This is a genomic window from Sporosarcina sp. Y1009, from assembly GCF_057669865.1.
Map to the genome: position 1 here is coordinate 210,412 of NZ_JBYHFO010000002.1, position 19,350 is coordinate 229,761.

Genomic DNA, 19,350 nt, shown 5'->3' on the forward strand with positions numbered 1-19,350 from the left:
AGTCGGAAAGTCCATTTGGACACCGACTTCCTCCATTTTGTTATTCTTTCGATTCATTATTAACTTGAGTGAGCAACGTTTCGATTCGATTTCCATAAGCGATGGACTCATCAAAAGCAAATTCTATCTCAGGAACTACGCGAAGTCTAATTCGCTTACCGATTTCTGAGCGTATAAATCCTTTAGCTTTTTCAAGACCTTTTAAAGTCGCTTCTTTTTCCGATTCATTTCCTAATACGGAAATATAGATTGTTGCATTTTGTAAATCACCCGTTACTTCAACATCTGTCACGGTAATAAAGCCAATTCTTGGATCCTTCACTTTTTGTAAAATAATTTCACCAAGTTCTTTCTTCATTTGCTCCGCAACACGATTAACACGTTTTGACATGTTTAGTCACCCCGATTCGTAATCAGTAAAAATCGACTGTAATCTGGGTCATTTCCCATTCTGGATTCGACTCCAATAAGCGAATGGCCCTTCTTACTTCTCGTTCTGCAGCTTCTTTAGAAGAAGCCGTTGCTACAAGCGCTAATGACGTTCGCTGCCAAAGATCTTGATGGTCAATTTCTGCAATGGACACATTATAGGAATTTTTCGTCCTATCAATCATGCGTCTTAAAACCGACCGTTTATCTTTTAATGAGGCAGCCATCGGAATGAAAAACGTACATTCCGCATAGACGATCATACGCGTTTAATTTCTTCCATCACGAAGGCTTCGATGATATCGCCCTCTTTTATATCATTAAAGTTTTTAACTGTAATTCCACATTCATAACCTCTTGCAACTTCTTTAACATCATCTTTAAAGCGTTTCAATGCTTCAAGTTCTCCTTCAAAGATTACGATGCTGTCGCGAATCACACGAACGCCTGCGTCACGAACAATTTTTCCTTCAATAACGTAACTTCCAGCAATTGTTCCAATCTTAGATACAACAAATGTTTCGCGCACCTCTGCTTGGCCAACGACTTTTTCTTCGTATTCTGGATCAAGCATACCTTTCATCGCTGATTCAATTTCTTCGATTACTTGATAGATGACACGGTGTTGTCTAATATCGACGCCTTCAGCATCTGCCGCACGTCTTGCATTCACGTCCGGTCGAACGTTAAACCCAATGACGATTGCATTTGATGCTGCTGCAAGAGAAATATCTGATTCATTGATTGCTCCGGCCCCAGTATGGATAATTTTCACATTGACGCCTTCAACTTCAATCTTCATGAGAGAGGCTGCCATAGCTTCAACTGTTCCTTGTACGTCTGCTTTAACAATTAGTTTTAATTCTTTCATTTCGCCTTGACTCATTTGTTCAAACAAGTTATCTAATGTAACTCTTGTTTTCACATCTCGTTGTTCTAAAATCGCTTCACCAGCTCTTGCTTCACCAATTTGGCGTGCAGTTTTCTCGTCTTCAAAGACAACAAAACGGTCACCAGCTTGTGGTACATCGCTTAATCCAGTAATCTCAACTGGCGTAGAAGGTTCTGCAAATTGAACTCGGCGACCTACGTCGCTTATCATTGCACGGACACGACCAAAAGTGTTACCAACGACAATTGGATCTCCCACTTTAAGAACTCCATCTTGTACTAATAATGTTGCAACAGCGCCGCGTCCACGGTCTAATTCAGCCTCAATGACTGAACCACGAGCACGTATTGTTGGATCGGCTTTAAGCTCAGCAATTTCTGCAACAAGTAAAACCATTTCTAGTAATGTATCGATACCTTCACCTGTCAGTGCTGAAATAGGAACGAAAATTGTATCGCCGCCCCATTCTTCTGAAACAAGTCCATGTTCAGTAAGTTCTTGCATTACGCGTTCTTGATTAGCTGCAGGTTTATCGATTTTATTCACAGCAACGATAATCGGAACGTCTGCCGCTTGGGCATGGTTAATTGCTTCGACTGTTTGCGGCATAACACCGTCGTCAGCTGCAACAACAAGAATTGTAATATCAGTTATTGACGCGCCTCGAGCACGCATTGTTGTAAACGCTGCGTGACCAGGTGTATCTAAGAATGTTACTTTTTTACCGTCATTATCTATTTGGTAAGCACCGATATGTTGAGTAATTCCGCCTGCTTCACCTTGTGTTACTTTTGTATTTCGAATTGAGTCAAGTAATGTTGTTTTACCATGGTCAACGTGCCCCATAATTGTTACAACTGGTGCGCGTTCAATAATATTTTCTGGTAAAGACACTTCTTCTTCGAAGCCCTCTGTCTCTTCAAAATAAATATCAAGATCTGTTACATCGATACGAATTTCTTCTTCTACTTCAACTCCATAATCCGCACAAACTAATTCAATCGCATCTTTATCAAGCTCTTGATTAATTGTTGCCATAACACCAAGCATTAATAACTTTTTAAGAATATCAGAAGGTTCGCGACCTAATTTCTGTGCAAGCTCTGCAACTGAAAGTGATTCATAAAATGTGATTTTGTCTGGAAGTGGCTGTTGGACTTTTGGTGTTGGAGCTGGACGGTATCTTCTGCGTCCTTGGTTTATACCACGAGCCGGTGGACGTCCACCGCGACGACCTGGCGCTCTACCGCCCGCTGGACGTGAAGCTGAACCTGTTGTACTAGCAGTTGCTGCTGGACGGTTCGGTCCACCTGTTGTTGGGCGACTTTGACCGCTTGTTGCCGGACGATTCTGTCCACCTGATGTTGGACGACTTTGACCGCTTGTTGCCGGACGGTTTTGTCCACCTGTTGTTGGACGATTTTGACCGCTTGTTGCCGGACGGTTCTGTCCACCTGTTGTTGGACGATTTTGACCGCTTGTTGCCGGACGGTTCTGTCCACCTGTTGTTGGACGATTTTGACCGCCTTGTTTTGATGATTCATTTGTTGGTTTAGAAGTTTTAGTTGAATTTGTCGCTTTTGGTGTTTCTTTTCCTTCTTTATTTCCGCCAAATGACTGATCAAGCTTTGTAACAACATCTTTATCTATTGTAGACATATGATTCGTTACATTTACATTTAATTTCCCGAGTTCTTCAATTACTTCTTTACTCGTTTTTTTCACTAGTTTCGCGTATTCATGTACACGTACTTTTGTCATGCGCTCACCCCCGGTTGTATTCGTTAAGAAGCTCGGAAAGCTTTTTAGCAAATCCAGCATCCGTTATTGCAAGTGTGACACGCGCTTCTTTTCCAATAGCGTGCCCCAAATCTTCTCGATTACCAAAATTATGCTTCTCAACGTTAAAAAAGGTACATTTATCCGTAATTTTCTTCATTGTATTTGCAGATGCATCGTTCGAAACTATAACAAGATGTGCTTTTCCGTTTTGAACTTCCCGTATCGCAAGTTCTTCACCGGTTACTAGCATTCTTGCTCTAGTTGCTAAACCGAGCAATTGAAAGATTTTCTGTGTATCTTTCATTTCAAAGACTCCCTACGTATTGCGTGTAGTAATTCTTCATACACTTTTTCTGGAACAGCTGTCTTCAATTGGCTCTCGATTGATCGATTGCGACGTGCAATTTCGACCGCTTCTTCGGATTTTGACACATAAGTCCCTCGACCTGATTTTTTACCAGTTAGATCGACTGAAACTTCCCCTTCTTTTGGTCGTACGATTCGAATCATTTCCTTCTTAGGAAACATTCCACCCGTCGCCGCACATTTACGCAAAGGTACTTTTTTCGTGTTCGTCATGTGTAATCACCCCTTCATCTCAGTCTTCATCTTCTTTATATAAATCAATTGGTTCATCATTATTATCAAAATCTTCTTCTTCGAAGTATGAGTCAACTTCGGCTACTTTAACTCTTGAAGGATAAATACCAAGTTCACGTGCGTTTTCTTCACTTTTGATATCGATTTTCCAACCAGTTAATTTTGCAGCTAGTCTTGCATTCTGACCACGTTTTCCAATTGCCAGTGAAAGCTGATAGTCTGGTACGATTACCGTTGTAGATCGCTCTTCTTCATTCACTTGGACATCTAGAACTTTAGATGGATTTAATGCATTTGCTACAAACACCACTGGATCATCAGACCATTCGACGATATCAATTTTCTCGCCATTTAATTCAGAAGAAATCGATTGTACACGTGCGCCTCGTGAGCCAACACATGATCCAATCGGATCGACTTCTTCTTGGTTTGTAAAGACGGAAATTTTCGATCGATCGCCTGCTTCTCGTGCAATGGTTTTAATCTCGACAATACCTTCATAAATTTCTGGCACTTCAAGTTCAAATAATCTACGAAGTAAACCTGGATGTGTTCTAGAAACAAAGACTTGTGGACCTCTTGAAGTCTTTTCAACTTTTGTAATATATACTTTAATGCGGTCATGCGGTTTATAGGATTCTGCTTGAATTTGTTCGCCAATTGGCAATACAGCTTCAACTTTGCCAAGACCAACATAAATATTACGTGCATCAAGTCTTTCTACAATGCCGTTTACAACATCTTCTTCTCGGTCGACATATTCGTCGTATATCATGCCACGCTCAGCTTCACGAACACGTTGTGTAACAACTTGTTTAGCCGTTTGCGCTGCAATTCGCCCAAAATCTTTAGGCGTTACTTCTTCTTCTACAACATCACCAATTTCATAAGCTGGATTTATCAGATGTGCATCCTCTAAAAGGATTTGCAGACGTTCATCTTCTACTTCCTCAACAACATCTTTTTGTGCCAGTACTCTCATTGAACCAATATCAGCATTCATATCAATCCGAACATTTTGAGCTTGGTTAAAGTTTCGCTTATATGCAGTTACTAATGCCGCTTCAATCGCTTCAAGCAATACTTCTCTCGAAATCCCTTTTTGTTGTTCGAGAGCAGTTAATGCATCGAGTAGATCACTACTCATTGTCCATCACTCCTATTATCGATTATGCAGAAAAGTCAATTGCCAAACGTGCCAGCGCAATTTTCGTTTTATCAATCAATATTGTTATTTTCCTTGTTTTAATACGCATTTCAACTTCTGCACCGTCTGGGCCGTACGCTAGCAAGTAACCTTCAAATTCTTTTATACCATCAATTGGTGCGTATGTTTTAATGTAAACAAATTGGCCAACTGCCTTTTCAAAATCCTCTTCATTGTTTAATGGTCGTTCGGCTCCTGGAGACGAAACTTCTAAGAAATAGTTTTGTGTAATTGGATCGGTACGGTCAAGCTCTTCACTCAATCTTTCACTAACAAGTGCGCATTGATCAATATCGATATCTCCATCTGGAGTATCAATATAAACGCGTAGGAACCAATCTTGACCTTCTTTCACAAACTCTACATCGACAAGCTCTAATCCCAAATCATCTACGATTGGATGAACGAGCCCTTCAACGATTGACGTAATATTACTCATTATAATCCCTCCAATTATCACATGTTAAATTCGCCTTGACACGACTGCTATACAATAATCGAATAACGATTATTATTCATTATCATTGGCATTCTGTTAAGGCTTTAACCTCATTTTAGTAGGGTTTTCTCTTACTGAACAACAGAAAAGAGCGGGAATTCCCACTCTTTGCGCAAGACTATTACAAAAGTTGTCTTAATCATAACATAGGCTATACAGCGTTGCAAACTATGCGGTCAGAACAACGATAGTTGGTTGGCTTCTGGTAATCCTTCAAGACATCCTAACGAATCCATATACTCAATAACTGTTTTTGAAACTCGCCCGCGTTGTTGTAAGTCTTCTTTCGATAAAAACTCGCCATTCTTCCTTGCTTCAACAATTGTATTAGCAACGTTTGTTCCAAGCGAAGGAATGGAATTGAATGGAGGAATAAGCGAATCTCCATCAATGATAAAAGTCGATGCATCGGATTTATATAAATCTGGTTTCGCAATTGAAAAACCGCGTTCGTACATTTCAAGTGTAATTTCAAGTACGGTCAATAAATTCTTTTCTTTAGGCGTTGAATCTAACCCTTTTGCATTTATCTCTTGTATTTGAGCACGAATTGATGCTGAACCTTTAGTCATCGTTAACAAATCAAAATCTGCAGCTCTCACCGAAAAATAAGCTGTGTAATAAAAGATTGGATAATGCACTTTAAAATAGGCTATCCGAAGTGCCATTAATACATAAGCAGCAGCATGCGCTTTTGGAAACATATATTTAATCTTTTTACATGAGTCGATGTACCATTCAGGAACCCCTTGTGAACGCATTTCATCTTCGAACTCAGGTGTGAGTCCACGACCGCGACGAACAGATTCCATAATGCTAAATGCAAGAGATGGTTTCAATCCTTGATAGATTAAATACACCATAATATCATCACGACAACCAATTACGTCAGATAACTCACATGTTTTGTTTTTAATTAATTCCTGTGCGTTCCCCAACCATACGTCTGTACCATGGGATAACCCGGAAATTTGAATAAGCTCAGAAAACGTAGAAGGCTTTGTTTCTTCTAACATTTGACGAACAAATCTTGTTCCGAATTCCGGAACACCTAGTGTGCCTGTTTTACATCCAATTTGTTCAGGGGTTACGCCCAAGGATTCAGTCCCACTAAATAACTTCATGACCCCTTCGTCATCGGGTGGAATCGTTAGGGCGTCAATACCCGATAAATCCTCAAGCATTTTAATCATTGTCGGATCATCATGACCTAGAATATCTAGTTTTAAAAGGTTGTTTTCAATCGAATGGAAATCGAAATGTGTTGTTTTCCAAGCAGAATTCAAATCATTCGCAGGAAATTGAATCGGGGTGAAATCATGAATATCCATTGTATCCGGAACAACAATGATTCCCCCAGGATGCTGACCTGTATTTCGTTTAACGCCCGAACATCCTATTACAAGCCGGTCGATTTCTGCACCACGGAGATTAAGCCCATTATCATTCATATAGCCTCTTACATATCCATAGGCAGTCCGCTCAGCAACTGTTCCAATCGTTCCTGCACGGTATACAAAATCTTCTCCAAAGAGTTCCTTCGTATAGTTATGCGCGTTTGCTTGGTAATCGCCACTAAAGTTCAAATCGATATCAGGTACTTTGTCTCCCTCGAACCCAAGAAAGGTTTCGAACGGAATATCTTGTCCATCTTTTCGAAACTCAACGTCACAATCGGCGCATTTTTTATCAGGTAGGTCATACCCAGAACTAACAGACCCGTCCGTGAAGAACTCTACTTTTTTACAAGTCGGACATGTATAATGCGGCGGCAATGGATTTACTTCTGTAATTTCCATCATCGTCGCGACGAATGAAGAACCTACAGAACCACGAGATCCAACTAGATAGCCATCATTAAGAGACTGTTTTACTAATTTATGTGAAATTAAATAAACTACAGAAAAACCATTTCCAATAATTGATGTCAATTCTTTCTCCAAACGTTCAACAACAATTTCTGGTAGTTCATCTCCATAGAGTTTATGGGCCATTGAATAGCTTAAATCTTTAACCTCATCTTCTGCACCTTCAATTTTAGGTGTGTATAAATCATCTTTGATTGGCTTTACATCTCCAACCATTTCCATGATTTTCCGTGGATTGTCTATGACAATTTCTTCTGCAATCTGATCGCCGAGAAAAGCAAACTCTTCTAGCATCTCATCAGTCGTTCTAAAATGGACTGCTGGTAGCGAGTGGCGGTTCAATGGATTCGCTCCCCCTTGAGAACGAACGAGAACTTTCCGGAACATCGCATCATTTTCATCTAAATAATGCACATTTCCCGTGGCACAAACTGGGATATTTACCGCTTTTCCAAGTTTTATAAGCTTGCGCATAATATCTTCCATATTCCATTCATCTCGAATTAACTCCATATCGATTAAATGTGAATAAACAGCCTTTGGATGAATTTCAAGATAATCGTAAAACTTAGCAATTTCTTCTACTTCGTCAGGAGACTTTTGCATAAGCCCTTCAAACACTTCCCCATTGGAACAGGCCGATCCCACGATAAGACCTTTACGGTGTTTAACAAGTAATGACCTAGGGATTCTAGGAACTCTGAAGAAATAATTCATATGCGAATAAGAAACAAGTTTAAATAAGTTCTTCAAACCTTCATCATCTGTCGCTATAATTGTCGCGTGGGATGGACGGGCACGTTTATATGTATCTCCCCCGCCGATATGCTTATTGAAATCATCTAAATAAATAATGCCTTTTTTCTCTGCAACTTCGAGCAACCTTAGAAATAAGTGACCTGTTGCTTCAGCATCATATATCGCACGGTGATGCTGAGTCAGTTCAATATTATATTTTTTAGCTAATGTATTTAATCGATGATTTCCCATTTCCGGGTGAAGAAACCGCGCTAATTCTAACGTGTCAATCACCGGATAGGTAACAGATGGTAAATCAGCATTTTTTGATGCCTCATACAAGAATCCCATATCAAATGACGCATTATGTGCAACTAGAATTGAATCCCCAATCCATTCTGAGAAATCCGTAACAACTTCGGATACATCTGGAGCATCCTTTACCATATCATCTGTGATTCCCGTAAGGTTTGTGATTAAAGCTGTAATCGGTTGATGTGGGTTGGCAAAGCGTTCAAATGAATCGATAACTTCACCGTTTTTAATCTTCACACCTGCAAGTTCTATAATTGTATTGTAAACCGCTGATAACCCCGTTGTTTCTACATCAAAAACAACATAGGTATCTTCATCCAATTTCCGATGTTGTTCTCCATAGGCAATTGGAACACCATCATCAACAAGATTAATTTCCATTCCAAATAACACTTTTATACCATGTTTTTTTCCAGCAGAATAGGCGTCTGGATAAGATTGGACGTTGGCATGATCTGTAATTGCTACCGCGGGATGTCCCCACTTAGCCGCTTGTTCAACAAGTGCGGACGGTGTGACGACAGCATCCATTTGACTCATTGTCGTATGCGCATGTAATTCAATACGTTTACGATTTTCAGGGGCTTTATCTAGTCGAATTACTGGTGAAACTTCCATAATTGACTGAGCCATCATAATTAGATCACGGACGAATGTATCATTTTGGATACCACCCCGTGCACGGACCCAAGAACCTTTCTTCAGATTCGACATTAAAAGGCCGTCTTCTTCATTACGCGAGAACATTTTAACAATAATTGAATCTGTATAATCAGTAATTTTTATTGTAAGTAAAGATCTTCCACTTCGAAGTTCACGAACTTCAGTGTCGAAGACATAGCCCTCAATAATAACACTACGTTCTTCATCTTGAATATTTCGAATTTCCATCATTGGTTCATTATTTTTAATTGGCGTACCTAATTGGAATGGCCCTGATGGTGGCGCATCTCCATTCAATTTACGGGTTTGTTCACGTTTTTGCATATCAGCAAGCGCTTTTCTTCCCATCTCTTCTTCCTCAAGTTGGCGTTCCCTAAGAAAAGCTTGATGTGCTTCTTCTGCCCCATTGCTATTTTCGTTCAATTGAAAGTCAATAATTGTTTGAGAAAAGCCAAACTTCGTATACACATCAGAAATAAGCGATGCATACTTTGCTTTCATTGTTTGAAGTTCCATATCATTATCGCAAATAAGCGTCATTTTCCCACCCATAATAGCTGGTTTTTGACTCGTTAACCTTTCCCGAATAGGTGGTGACATGTCTTGTAATTCATCAATAACAAATGTCCAATAACCAGCGAGTAACTGCTCATTAGGAACAGTGTTTTGGCTTCGTATTTGGAGTCTGATTTTCGCAATTGCAGAAAACGCTTGATTGATTCTTTGGGAAAAAACGGTATATACATCCACAGGTAGTGGGTTTTCCAATTGAAGATTAAATTGCCACACTTTCGATTTCCGATGAATACTCACTCGCTCTAATAATGCATTATCAAAATGCCGTGTATATTCATCTTCTGTCATATCAATTTGTTTCAATAGAAGTTTTAACTTCATTTTTTGATCAAGTAATTCGCTCACAAATGTCTTCCCCCTTACGTAATCAGGAAATTATGTCTGTTAACTAAAAAAGAAAATCGTCAGAATGGTTCGCATTCCGCGGGCATAGCCTCAGGAGTCACGCCTTTTCCAACGATTTTAGTATTTCCCGTATAGGAGCAATTAAATTCCTTCTATACCTTTAGATTTTAAGACAACTTAATTCACTGTTTTACTCTGCTCCAAAAAAAGCTTGAAGCTTTTCGGTAATTTCTTCGACATGCCATTCTGTTGACTCGCCAGATTCACGAAACTTTACTTCTACAATTCCTTCATCGGCTTTTTTACCAATTGTAATTCGAATCGGCAAACCAATTAGGTCTGAATCAGAAAACTTGACGCCAGCGCGTACTGAGCGGTCATCTAACAACACTTCAAATTTATATGAGTGTAGGAGTTTGTACAAATTATTCGCTACTTCTGCTTGAGTTTCATTGTTCATGTTAATAGGAACAAGATGAATATCAAATGGAGCTAGGTTTTTTGGCCATTTCAATCCACTTTCATCATTATATTGCTCAGCAACTGCAGACATAATGCGTGAAACGCCAATTCCATAGCAACCCATAATATAAGGTTGTGCTCTACCATTCTCATCAAGGTAAGTCCCATTCATCGGCTCGCTGTACGTCGTGCCTAACTTAAATATATGCCCTACTTCAATACCTCTAGCGAATTTAATTTTACCTTCACCATCGGGAGAAGGATCTCCCTCTTTGATAAAACGAAGATCTAAATATTTATCGACTGCAAAATCACGCTCAGGATTCACGTTTATCAAATGATACCCGTCTTCATTTGCGCCAGCCACACCATTAACGACTGCTTTAATTGCGTTATCTGCAACTACTTTTACGCCTACTGGTAATTTCACTGGACCAATTGAACCAACTTCACAAGATAATAACTCGTAAATATCGCCTTCGTAAGCAAGTTCGACAGATGTCGCATTTAGTGCATTTTTAAGCTTTATATCATTGATTTCATGGTCTCCGCGACCAAGAACAATTACTAATTCACCGTCAATATTAAAAACAAGCGTCTTGATACATTGACTGATTTCTACGTCCAAGAAGGATGCCACTTCATCAATCGTGCGCTTGTCCGGCGTAGAAACCTTCTGCATTTCTCCTTGAGAGTCCTCAGACTTAGTATAGTCATTTAATACTTCTGCCATTTCGACGTTTGCTGCATAGTTTGAAGTATCACTATAGGCAATTGTATCTTCACCAATATCAGAAAGTGCCATAAACTCATGTGTTCCTGACCCACCGATAGAGCCTGCATCTGCAATGACTGAACGGAAATTCAAGCCTAGTCTTGTAAATATATTTGTATAAGCTTGTTTCATATCCTGATATTTCTCATCAAGACTTTCTTCTGACGAATGGAAAGAATAGGCATCTTTCATGATGAATTCTCGACCACGTAGTAAACCAAAACGTGGACGTTGTTCATCTCTAAACTTCGTTTGAATCTGATACATTGTCAAAGGCAATTGTTTATAAGATTTCAATTCATCACGAACTAAAGCTGTAATCACTTCTTCGTGCGTTGCCCCAAGTGCAAACGCTCGATTATGACGATCTTTTAAACGAAATAATTCAGGGCCATAGTCGGTCCATCTGCCAGACTCCTGCCATAGTTCAGCATGTTGCATCGCCGGCATTAGTACTTCTACTGCATCAATTGCTTCCATTTCTTCACGCACAATTTTCTCAACTTTCGCCAAGACTTTTTTTCCTAATGGTAAATATGAATAGATACCACTCGTAGTCTGTCGAATAAATCCCGCACGCAATAAAAGTTGGTGGGATCTAATTTCTGCATCTGATGGTGTTTCGCGCATAGTTGGAATAAACGTTAAAGATTGTTTCATCAATTCACCCCATAATAATTTTCTTTATATTTCCTGTCATATTTCTTATTTAAAAGAAAAAACGTTGTATATCGTTCCAGGTAACAACAAGCATTAAAAGCATGAGCAAAACAATCCCAACAAAATGGACCATTCCCTCTTTCTGTTTATCTACCGGTTTTCCACGAATTGCTTCGAATAAGAAGAATAGTAACCGACCGCCGTCAAGAGCTGGTAGTGGTAGTAAATTCATGATACCTAGGTTAATACTTAAAATAGCAGCCCAGTTCATCAAATTATACACTCCGTATTTAGCAACTTCTTCTGTTGCCTTATAAATTCCGACGGGTCCAGATAATGCATCAATTGTAAATTTCCCTGTCACAAGTTTCCCAAGCAATTCAAGAATTGTCTTGAACCAAGTAAAGGTCTGTTCAGCCCCAAATGAAACTGACTTTAATGCATTTTTTTCAATTGGACTAGAGTAGAGCACGCCAATTTGACCAAATTTTTGTCCTGCATCTTCAATGGTGGCTGGAACTACTGCTAAATCTACAAGTGTTTCATTTCGTTCCACGGTAAACGTTAACGGTACACCGGGACTGTCTTGAATAATTTCCGCGAATTCAGTCCAAGTTTTAATGTCTTGGTCATTGACTTTCTTGATCAGATCTCCGTCTTTCATCCCTGCTTCATAAGCAGAGCCCGTAGATTGGACTTCCGTAATAACTGGTTCCATTGTAGGGACACCTTGTAAAAGCCCAATTGCAACGAAAATGAAAAAAGCGAGAATAAAGTTAAAAAGGGGTCCTGCAAAAATCGTCATTGTACGACTACCAACAGATTTAGACTCGAACTGTCTGTCGTAAGGTGCGATTAGCGTTTTTTGACCTTTTTCAATAATTTCTGCTTTTCTAGATATATTATATCGAACCAGTTCACCGTCTTCATTGTATCCTTCAATGAAAAGTTCCTTATCCAGATCAGATGATTCTGTTTCTAAAAACATAACATTTGGATCCGCCACGTTTTGATTTAAATAAATCTTATCGACCTCATCAGAATCACCTATGGAAATACCGACTCGATATCCTGGCTGAAGTTCGACTGTATCGAAATCTTCTCCAGCCATCCGAACATACCCTCCAAATGGAAGTAAACGGATTGTGTATAACGTTTCACCTTTTGTAATCCCAAGAATCTTCGGACCAAATCCAATTGCAAACTCACGCACCATGATTCCAGCTTTTTTAGCAAATAGAAAATGCCCTAATTCATGAAAAAAGACAAGAGAACCAAAGACGATTATAAAAGCAATTACGGTTTCCATACAAAACCACCTTCACTGGCCATAGGGCCGGAAATCTTCATTCAGCAGAAATCAAAATATATCTACTGAATAAAGTTAATCTAACATAGCATACACTATTTTTCGTGTATGCGAATCAATTTCAGATATCATTTCAAGATTTGGTTTAGATATCGTTTTATGTGAATCCATTACACGCTCGACAATATTGTCGATTTCTAAAAAACCAATCTTTCCTTGCATGAACAAACTTACCGCAACTTCATTGGCTGCATTCATAGCAGCTGGCATGGTTCCGCCTTCTTTCCCTGCTGCATAAGCGAGTGCAAGGGCTTTGTAGCGGTTGAGATCAAGTTTTTCAAAATGGAGTTTCCCAATTTCTTCAAGACGCAGTGGTTTACCATTTTGCATTGGTATGCGATTTGGATAAGTGAGTGCATATTGAATTGGCACACGCATATCAGTTGAACCAAGTTGTGCCATGACACTTGTATCTTCAAATTCAACTAACGAATGAATAATACTTTCGCGATGCAGAAGAACTTCAATTTTTTCGTAGGGCATTCCAAAAAGATGGTGTGCCTCAATCACTTCGAGTCCTTTATTCATCATTGTTGCCGAATCAATTGTTAGTTTATTGCCCATGGACCAATTCGGATGTGCAAGTGCTTGTTTAACAGTGACATTTGAAAGTTCATCACGAGCCAAGTCTCTAAAACTTCCCCCAGAAGCAGTTAAGATAAGTCTGGACACTGTTTTAGGATTTTCACCATTTAGTGCTTGAAACAGTGCTGAATGCTCACTATCTACCGGGAGTAGTGCTACATCTTTTTTACGTGCTTCTTCCAAAACAATTTCACCCGCAGCAACAAGCGTCTCTTTATTGGCAATTGCAATTGTAATTTTAGAACGAATTGCTTCAATTGTTGGTTTTAATCCAACGCTACCAATAACAGCATTTACCAGAACGTCTGCGCCAGTGTGAGCAGCCACTTCAATAAGCCCTTCTTGCCCATGCACAAATTTTATTGAAGGAAATTCAGCTTTTAACCGTTCTGCATCCTCTTTTTGCATGACTGAAATTGTTTGCGGTTGAAAAGCAGTTGCATATTCTCTAACCTTGTCAATGTTCAATCCCGCGGAAAATGAAACTAGTTCAAATCTTTCTGGATTTGATTTAATTATATCAATTGTTTGGACGCCTATAGAACCTGTCGCCCCTAACAAACTTATTTTCTTTCTCATATTGTCACCCTTTCGGTTATGCTACGAACTGAAGAAAATGAAGCAACGGTAATACAAAAAGGAGACTGTCAAATCTATCCAGAATTCCACCATGCCCTGGGAGAAGTCTTCCCGAATCCTTCACATTATAATTTCGTTTGATAGCTGATTCAACTAAATCACCCAATTGACCAACAATAGAGGCAACAATGGTTACAATGATTAACATCCAGTATGACGAAGCAATTGGGAATATTGCCTGGAAGATACAAGCAAATATAATTGCAGTAATAATGCCACCGAAAAATCCTTCTATTGTCTTATTAGGTGATATATCAGGCCATAGTTTTACTTTACCTATTTTACGCCCTACAAAATAAGCACCAGTATCTGTTGTCCAAATAACTGTAAGTGCATATAGAACATATTCAATTCCAAATATCCGAGTTTCGATTAAATAATAAAAACCAATCCCTATATATAAGGCACCAAAAAGTGAAAAGGCAACATGATCAAAAGTATAGCGATTTTTAACGATAACTGTGTGTATTAATAACAATAAGGTAACGACAAATAATACTTCAATCTTTGAATAACCGACTACTTCATAAATCCGAGCTTCGTAACTTGACGGTATTAATAGCACAGCAAGTGCCACCCAAGTTAATAATCCTGGAATAGATATTATACTAATATTACGCATTCGCAGTATTTCATATAGACCAATTGTGGCAATCGCGTAAATCATTAGCGTTAAAGGCCATCCGCCAATCAGTATAAATGGAGTGAAAATAGCTATTGCGATTATGGCTGTTATTATTCTTTGTTTCAATTTTCACCCTCCTCGCTTACACTCCCAAATCGTCTACTGCGTGATTGATATTCTTTAATCTCATTAATCATGCATAACTCATCAAAATCTGGCCATAAAACATCTGTAAATGAAAACTCAGCGTAAGCGAGTTGCCATAACATAAAATTAGACAGACGAACTTCTCCACTTGTACGAATAAGTAAGTCCGGCTCTGGTAAATGAGCGGTCATTAGATGGGTACTAATTAATGATTCATCAATATCTTCTATTTCAATTTTTCCTTCAGTAGCGAGTTTAGCAATTTTTTGCATGCATTGCATAATTTCTAGGCGACTCCCATAATTCATAGCGAAATTTAAGGTCATTCCATCATTTTCAGCAGTTTCATCAATTGCTCGTTGAATTGCCTTTTTTGTATGTTCAGGTAAGATCTCAAAGTTTCCAATCATTTCCACTTTAACGTTTTGTTCAATCAGCTCAGGTAGGTAGGTTCTTAAAAACTCTCCGGGAAGTTTCATAAGAAAATCAATCTCTAATTTAGGTCGTTTCCAATTTTCGGTTGAAAATGCATAGAGCGTCAGTACTTTGATCCCAAGATCATTTGCTATTCTCGTAATTCTACGTACAGTTTTCATACCTTCATGATGCCCGGCAATTCTAGGTAAGTTACGCTTTTTTGCCCATCTACCATTGCCATCCATTATTATTGCAACGTGAGCAGGGATATGCTTACTTTTAACATTTTCTAGTTCTACCGCCATTAAAGGCACGGTCTCCATACTTTTTTTACCAATGATCTTTCCTAGCATAATATTTCCTCCACTCCACTGCCATTTCAGAGCTAGTTACTCCTATCGTACCAAAAAACCCTAAAACATTCATTATTGAATATGTGATTTTATGATAGATGTAAAAAAGACGTCCTGAAATAAGGACGTCTTAGAAAATAGAAAGTTCTTCTATCCTGCAGATCAAGCAGAAAATGCCTAATTTCAATCTAATTAGAAAAGCGAGTAAACTAAATCTAGGATATGCTGCTTGCAAATGCTCGAATAGTTTAACTAACAATCACAAAAAAATGCAGGGATTGAAGTTTCACAAATTCAGACTTCCATGATTTCTACTTCTTTTTCTTTTGCGAGATCGTCAATTTTCTTAATATATAAATCCGTTAACTTTTGAATTTCATCACCATTACGGTGAAGTTCGTCTTCAGTTATTTCAGCATTCTTTTCAAGTTTTTTAAAATCTTCATTCGCATCGCGACGAACATTCCGAATAACAACTTTTGAATCTTCTGCTTCTTTCTTAACCGTTTTAACAATGTCTTTTCGACGTTCTTCAGTTAAAGCAGGAATCGCTAGACGAATAATCGATCCATCATTGGATGGTGTGATTCCGATATCAGATTTCATAATTGCTTTTTCAATATCACCTAATGTAGTTTTGTCATATGGTTGAATTGCGAGTAATCGTGCTTCAGGCACAGATATCCCCGCCATTTGATTAAGCGGAGTAGGTGCTCCGTAATAATCGACTGTAATTCTGTCAAGCAGTGAAGCATTAGCGCGTCCTGCACGGATTGAATTGAGTTCTCTTGAGAATGCTCCAATTGCGTTATCCATTCTTTCTTTCGCTTGGTTCATAACTGCGGTTGGCATTACAAATTCCTCCTGACGACCGTTCCGATTGGTTCACCGAGTACGGCTCTCTTTATATTTCCTTGCTCCATAATTGAGAATACAACGAGTGGTATATCATTGTCCATACATAAGGTTGAAGCTGTTGAATCCATCACTTCAAGTCCCTGGCTAATCACATCAAGATATGATAACTCTGTATATTTCACAGCATTTTTATCCAGCTTTGGATCAGCTGAATACACACCATCGACATTGTTTTTAGCCATTAATATTACATCAGCTTCAATTTCTGCTGCACGAAGCGCTGCAGTTGTATCTGTTGAAAAATAAGGATTTCCTGTACCTGCTGCGAAGATTACTACGCGGTTTTTCTCTAGATGTCTAATTGCTTTTCTACGTATGTATGGTTCTGCGACTTGTCTCATTTCAATTGAAGATGAAACACGACTTTCAACACCTAATTGTTCGAGAGAGTCTTGAAGGGCTAGTGAATTCATTACAGTTGCGAGCATACCCATATAGTCTGCAGTTGCACGATCCATACCCATTTCACTACCAACTTTACCTCGCCAAATGTTTCCGCCGCCTACCACGACAGCAACTTCTACACCAAGTTCGGAAACTTCTTTTACCTGTTCGGCAACATTTTTAATAACCTCTGGTGATAAGCCAAAACCTTTTTCACCGGCAAGCGCTTCTCCGCTTAACTTCAATACAATTCGTTTATATTTTGGCATGCTCATATGCACCCTCCATTTATTCAGATTTCTCGAAAAAGAGGGAACACCACTTGTGTGTTCCCAATTAAATTACACTATTTATTTCCCTTGTACTTGGCTCATTACTTCATCGGCAAAGTTTTCTTCACGTTTTTCAATACCTTCACCAACACCATAGCGAACAAAGTCTTTTAATGTTCCACCTGTTGATTTTACAAATGCTTTAACTTTTTGGTCAGAATCCTTAACGAATGCTTGATCAAGCACACAGATTTCCTCGAAGAATTTACCAATTCGACCTTCAACCATTTTAGCAACAATGTTTTCAGGTTTACCTTCGTTTAGTGCTTGTTCTGTAAGTATCTTTTTCTCACGCTCAACTTCATCAGCTGGAACTTCGTCACGTGAAATATATTTCGGATTTAATGCAGCAATATGCATTGCAACATCTTTAGCTGCCGCTTCATTAGTTGTTCCTTCAAGCGTAACGAGTACAGCGATTGAACCACCCATGTGGAGGTATGGTCCGAATACATCGCCGTCTGTTTTTGTACGAATTTCAAAACGACGAAGTGTAATTTTTTCACCAATTTTAGCAACTGCATTAGAAATATGTTCTGCAATTGTTAAACCATTTTCTAATTTCAAATCATGCGCTTCTTCAATTGTAGCTGGTTTAGCTTCAAGTAATTTAACAGCTAATTCATTTACTAGTATTTGGAAAGCTTCGTTTTTCACAACGAAATCTGTTTCAGCATTTACTTCAATGATAACTGCTTCATTTCCATCAACAAGGATGTGTGCAGTTCCCTCTGCAGCGATGCGGTCAGCTTTTGATGCTGAACTCGACAAACCTTTCTCACGCAGGAAATCGATAGCTGCTTCCAAATCACCATTTACTTTTGTTAAAGCTTTTTTGCAGTCCATCATACCTGCACCTGTTTTTTCACGTAATTCCTTAACCATTTGAGCTGTAATTTTTACTGTCATATTTTCCATCCTCCAATAATGTATCGTAAAATGAAACTCCAATCGAGACCAATTCCTAAAAAAGACGATAAGGGGTTAGCTTATCGCCTGGATTCAAAAAATTACTCTACAGTTACTGTTTCTTCCGTGCTTTCTTCAGCTGCTGCTTCGTCTTCACCTTGTCTTGATTCGATCAAAGCGTCAGCCATTTTGCTCGTAAGTAAACGTACTGCACGAATTGCATCATCATTCGCTGGAATGATGTAGTCAATTTCATCAGGGTCACAGTTTGTATCAACAATCCCTACAATAGGAATATGTAATTTAATTGCTTCCGCAACAGCAATGCGCTCTTTACGTGGGTCAACTACAAACATAACATCTGGTAGTGATTTCATATCTCGAATTCCACCTAGGAATTTCTCTAGTCTTTCGTGTTCTTTATTTAATTGAACAACTTCTTTTTTAGGTAGAACGTCAAACGTACCATCTTCTTCCATACGTTCAATCTTCTTCATACGTGCTACGCTTTTTTGAATTGTAGCAAAGTTTGTTAGTGTACCACCAAGCCAACGTTGGTTGATGTAATACATTCCTGAACGTTCTGCTTCTTCTTTAATTGCATCTTGTGCTTGTTTTTTCGTACCAACAAAAAGTACTTTTCCACCATCTTCTCCAACTTGACGCATGAATGAGTATGCTTCTTCAAGCAATTTCACCGTTTTTTGAAGATCGATGATATAAATGCCGTTACGTTCCACAAAAATAAATTTCTTCATTTTTGGATTCCAACGACGTGTTTGGTGTCCGAAATGAACACCCGCTTCTAGTAATTGTTTCATTGAGACTACTGCCATTTGTAATTCCTCCTGTTTTGGTTTG

17 protein-coding genes are annotated in these 19,350 nt (G+C 38.9%); all 17 read right to left on the reverse strand.

The features are described 5' to 3' along the window. Positions 1–40: 40 nt before the first annotated feature. The 17 genes from rbfA to rpsB all read right to left on the reverse strand — a co-directional run bounded on the left by rbfA (position 41) and on the right by rpsB (position 19,325). Positions 41–391 carry a 30S ribosome-binding factor RbfA gene (rbfA, locus tag AC25Y1_RS03725; RefSeq protein ID WP_488146601.1) on the reverse strand — a complete coding sequence of 117 codons (351 nt, stop codon included), beginning with the start codon at positions 389–391 and terminating at the stop codon, positions 41–43. Positions 392–413: 22 nt separating this feature from the next. Then, complete coding sequence (locus tag AC25Y1_RS03730; RefSeq protein WP_488146602.1) at positions 414–692, reverse strand: DUF503 domain-containing protein; 279 nt, start codon at positions 690–692, stop codon at positions 414–416. Next, on the reverse strand, positions 689–3,082 hold the full coding sequence (gene infB, locus AC25Y1_RS03735; RefSeq protein WP_488146603.1) for a translation initiation factor IF-2: 2,394 nt from the start codon (positions 3,080–3,082) through the stop codon (positions 689–691). The genes AC25Y1_RS03730 and infB overlap by 4 nt, the downstream gene beginning before the upstream one ends. Before the next feature lie 4 nt (positions 3,083–3,086). Beyond that, positions 3,087–3,407, reverse strand: coding sequence for a YlxQ family RNA-binding protein (locus AC25Y1_RS03740; RefSeq protein WP_488146604.1), 321 nt, complete (start codon positions 3,405–3,407; stop codon positions 3,087–3,089). Then, on the reverse strand, positions 3,404–3,682 hold the full coding sequence (gene rnpM / locus AC25Y1_RS03745) for an RNase P modulator RnpM (protein WP_488146605.1): 279 nt from the start codon (positions 3,680–3,682) through the stop codon (positions 3,404–3,406). The genes AC25Y1_RS03740 and rnpM overlap by 4 nt, the downstream gene beginning before the upstream one ends. A gap of 19 nt (positions 3,683–3,701) precedes the next feature. Then, positions 3,702–4,850: a transcription termination factor NusA gene (gene nusA, locus AC25Y1_RS03750; RefSeq protein ID WP_488146606.1), complete on the reverse strand. Its 1,149-nt coding sequence runs from the start codon at positions 4,848–4,850 to the stop codon at positions 3,702–3,704. A gap of 22 nt (positions 4,851–4,872) precedes the next feature. Beyond that, the gene (gene rimP, locus AC25Y1_RS03755) at positions 4,873–5,349 is read right to left on the reverse strand and encodes a ribosome maturation factor RimP (protein WP_488146607.1); all 477 of its coding nucleotides are present in this window, start codon (positions 5,347–5,349) and stop codon (positions 4,873–4,875) included. Between the two features lie 236 nt (positions 5,350–5,585). Beyond that, positions 5,586–9,890 carry a PolC-type DNA polymerase III gene (locus tag AC25Y1_RS03760; RefSeq protein WP_488146808.1) on the reverse strand — a complete coding sequence of 1,435 codons (4,305 nt, stop codon included), beginning with the start codon at positions 9,888–9,890 and terminating at the stop codon, positions 5,586–5,588. A gap of 214 nt (positions 9,891–10,104) precedes the next feature. Beyond that, positions 10,105–11,811 carry a proline--tRNA ligase gene (locus AC25Y1_RS03765; RefSeq protein WP_488146608.1) on the reverse strand — a complete coding sequence of 569 codons (1,707 nt, stop codon included), beginning with the start codon at positions 11,809–11,811 and terminating at the stop codon, positions 10,105–10,107. A gap of 49 nt (positions 11,812–11,860) precedes the next feature. Beyond that, entirely contained in the window at positions 11,861–13,120 is a 1,260-nt protein-coding gene (gene rseP, locus AC25Y1_RS03770) for an RIP metalloprotease RseP (RefSeq protein ID WP_488146609.1), read from the reverse strand. A gap of 75 nt (positions 13,121–13,195) precedes the next feature. Beyond that, entirely contained in the window at positions 13,196–14,344 is a 1,149-nt protein-coding gene (locus tag AC25Y1_RS03775) for a 1-deoxy-D-xylulose-5-phosphate reductoisomerase (RefSeq protein ID WP_488146610.1), read from the reverse strand. Positions 14,345–14,360: 16 nt separating this feature from the next. Beyond that, the gene (locus AC25Y1_RS03780; RefSeq protein WP_488146611.1) at positions 14,361–15,155 is read right to left on the reverse strand and encodes a phosphatidate cytidylyltransferase; all 795 of its coding nucleotides are present in this window, start codon (positions 15,153–15,155) and stop codon (positions 14,361–14,363) included. Then, on the reverse strand, positions 15,152–15,946 hold the full coding sequence (gene uppS, locus AC25Y1_RS03785) for an undecaprenyl pyrophosphate synthase (RefSeq protein ID WP_488146612.1): 795 nt from the start codon (positions 15,944–15,946) through the stop codon (positions 15,152–15,154). Before uppS ends, AC25Y1_RS03780 begins: the two co-directional genes overlap by 4 nt. Positions 15,947–16,240: 294 nt before the next feature. After that, positions 16,241–16,798, reverse strand: a complete 558-nt coding sequence (gene frr / locus AC25Y1_RS03790; RefSeq protein WP_488146613.1) for a ribosome recycling factor — start codon at positions 16,796–16,798, stop codon at positions 16,241–16,243. Then, on the reverse strand, positions 16,798–17,523 hold the full coding sequence (pyrH, locus tag AC25Y1_RS03795) for a UMP kinase (RefSeq protein WP_488146614.1): 726 nt from the start codon (positions 17,521–17,523) through the stop codon (positions 16,798–16,800). Before pyrH ends, frr begins: the two co-directional genes overlap by 1 nt. Positions 17,524–17,598: 75 nt before the next feature. After that, entirely contained in the window at positions 17,599–18,498 is a 900-nt protein-coding gene (gene tsf / locus AC25Y1_RS03800) for a translation elongation factor Ts (RefSeq protein ID WP_488146615.1), read from the reverse strand. 92 nt (positions 18,499–18,590) lie between these two features. Beyond that, positions 18,591–19,325, reverse strand: coding sequence for a 30S ribosomal protein S2 (rpsB, locus tag AC25Y1_RS03805; protein ID WP_488146616.1), 735 nt, complete (start codon positions 19,323–19,325; stop codon positions 18,591–18,593). Positions 19,326–19,350: the final 25 nt, after the last annotated feature.

Coding starts and splice junctions, on each gene's coding strand:
- rbfA (WP_488146601.1), bottom strand. CDS start 391: ATGTCAAAACGTGTTAATCGTGTTGCGGAGCAAATGAAGAAAGAACTT.
- AC25Y1_RS03730 (WP_488146602.1), bottom strand. CDS start 692: ATGATCGTCTATGCGGAATGTACGTTTTTCATTCCGATGGCTGCCTCA.
- infB (WP_488146603.1), bottom strand. CDS start 3,082: ATGACAAAAGTACGTGTACATGAATACGCGAAACTAGTGAAAAAAACG.
- AC25Y1_RS03740 (WP_488146604.1), bottom strand. CDS start 3,407: ATGAAAGATACACAGAAAATCTTTCAATTGCTCGGTTTAGCAACTAGA.
- rnpM (WP_488146605.1), bottom strand. CDS start 3,682: ATGACGAACACGAAAAAAGTACCTTTGCGTAAATGTGCGGCGACGGGT.
- nusA (WP_488146606.1), bottom strand. CDS start 4,850: ATGAGTAGTGATCTACTCGATGCATTAACTGCTCTCGAACAACAAAAA.
- rimP (WP_488146607.1), bottom strand. CDS start 5,349: ATGAGTAATATTACGTCAATCGTTGAAGGGCTCGTTCATCCAATCGTA.
- AC25Y1_RS03760 (WP_488146808.1), bottom strand. CDS start 9,890: ATGAAGTTAAAACTTCTATTGAAACAAATTGATATGACAGAAGATGAA.
- AC25Y1_RS03765 (WP_488146608.1), bottom strand. CDS start 11,811: ATGAAACAATCTTTAACGTTTATTCCAACTATGCGCGAAACACCATCA.
- rseP (WP_488146609.1), bottom strand. CDS start 13,120: ATGGAAACCGTAATTGCTTTTATAATCGTCTTTGGTTCTCTTGTCTTT.
- AC25Y1_RS03775 (WP_488146610.1), bottom strand. CDS start 14,344: ATGAGAAAGAAAATAAGTTTGTTAGGGGCGACAGGTTCTATAGGCGTC.
- uppS (WP_488146612.1), bottom strand. CDS start 15,946: ATGCTAGGAAAGATCATTGGTAAAAAAAGTATGGAGACCGTGCCTTTA.
- frr (WP_488146613.1), bottom strand. CDS start 16,798: ATGCCAACCGCAGTTATGAACCAAGCGAAAGAAAGAATGGATAACGCA.
- pyrH (WP_488146614.1), bottom strand. CDS start 17,523: ATGAGCATGCCAAAATATAAACGAATTGTATTGAAGTTAAGCGGAGAA.
- tsf (WP_488146615.1), bottom strand. CDS start 18,498: ATGGAAAATATGACAGTAAAAATTACAGCTCAAATGGTTAAGGAATTA.
- rpsB (WP_488146616.1), bottom strand. CDS start 19,325: ATGGCAGTAGTCTCAATGAAACAATTACTAGAAGCGGGTGTTCATTTC.